Source organism: Chryseobacterium sp. DZ-32 (genome assembly GCF_059587025.1).
Genome location: NZ_JCAIOM010000041.1, coordinates 1 through 1,496, shown reverse-complemented (window position 1 = coordinate 1,496; position 1,496 = coordinate 1). Strand labels below are relative to the sequence as shown.

Below are 1,496 nucleotides of genomic sequence, written 5' to 3'. Positions count from 1 at the left end.
AAAGCAACGCTAAATTTTTCCTTTCTATACATAAAAAAATGCCCCTAAAAAGTGTCTAACTTTTTGGGGGCAGTCCAATTAGATATGGATTTATTTTATAAAGCCAATGAGTGAAAATCGAAGTCCAATAAGTCTTATTATCTAATGATAGTGATAATGTGATCTATTTTATTGCTGTGAAAACATCTATCAATTTTAAGGCAGTCAAAACAGATTCCGAAGCGCACAATTTCAGAAGAAAAACCTTCGATTATATAAAAAAGGATCTTACCGGAAAAAATGAGTATTGGGTAGGAGATAAAATTTCAGATAGGCTTAAGTTAATAGAAACGTATTGCAAGGAAAAGTCTGGAAGAAAGTTACAGAAAAATGCATTGCCAATTCGTGAAGCTGTAGTTGTAATTAAAGAAAATACAACGATGCAGGATTTGCATAAGCTTTCTAAAAGGCTTGAAGAAGAACTAAAAATAAGAATTTTCCAAATTGCCATTCATAGGGATGAAGGACATTATGATAAAGATTCTAAAGAATGGAAGCCCAATTACCATGCTCATTTAGTAGCCGACTGGCAGGATTTAGAAACTGGAAAAACATTGAAGCATCAATCCTTTCACTATTCAAAAATGCAGGATATTACGGCTGAATGTCTTGAAATGGATAGAGGTGTTTCAGGTTCTAAAGGACGACTTGAAGCCATAGAATTTAAAATTCAAAAAAAAGAAGAAGAATTTTTGTTGCTAAACAACAAAATAACTGAAATGAAAGCAACGCTCAATTCTAAAAAGTTTGAAGATCTTATCGTAAAAGAAGATGACTTTCTAGGCTTTAGTAAGATCAAAACAGATAAAACGATTGAAAACTACGAGAGAGCTTTTAAATCATATAATACAGAACTGCTTAAAAATAAAGAAACTCTTCAATCCAAAACTAAAATAATTACTGAGCTTCAACAAAAGAATATTGAGTTAACCAAAGAAGTTTCACTATTACAAAACAAGCTGTCCACTATTCTGTCTAATACCACAGCGTATACAAATGAAAAGGACATTTATTTCGATTCAGTGAAAGATACGATTATAAAGGCCATACGGTTTGAAAAATTTAAACAGCCCAAATTATTCGATACTACCAAAGAGAAAGTCATATCAATAGTTGATCGTATTTGTAAAAAAGCTTCTGAAGAGAATAATATTCCTTTTTCATCACTGGAGGAGATTTTTAAAAATCCTGACAGCAGCTTAGAAATTTTTTCGTTATTGAATTTTGATAATCATGGAACAAAGTATAACACCGAAGATATTCAGGTTCAACAAAAAAGGAAAAAGATAAAGAGGTCACAGTAGAACTGTGTAAAAATTCATAAAAGAAAACGAAGGTATTGTTTCAGATTTTTAAAAGACAAGTTCAAGTCCAAAGGTTATGTGTAATAGCCACGACTTTATCTGACAGTTAGGGGTTAAAAATAATTGTCAGTTATCCAATATTATCCTTACTTC

At 31.3% G+C, this 1,496-nt stretch carries 1 protein-coding gene; it reads left to right on the top strand.

Annotated features, from left to right (window positions below; translation table 11 throughout):
* Nucleotides 1–374 precede the first annotated feature (374 nt).
* Nucleotides 375–1,343, top strand: coding sequence for a hypothetical protein (locus AC59HC_RS22945; protein WP_496559448.1), 969 nt, complete (start codon nt 375–377; stop codon nt 1,341–1,343).
* The last annotated feature ends 153 nt before the right edge of the window (nt 1,344–1,496 follow it).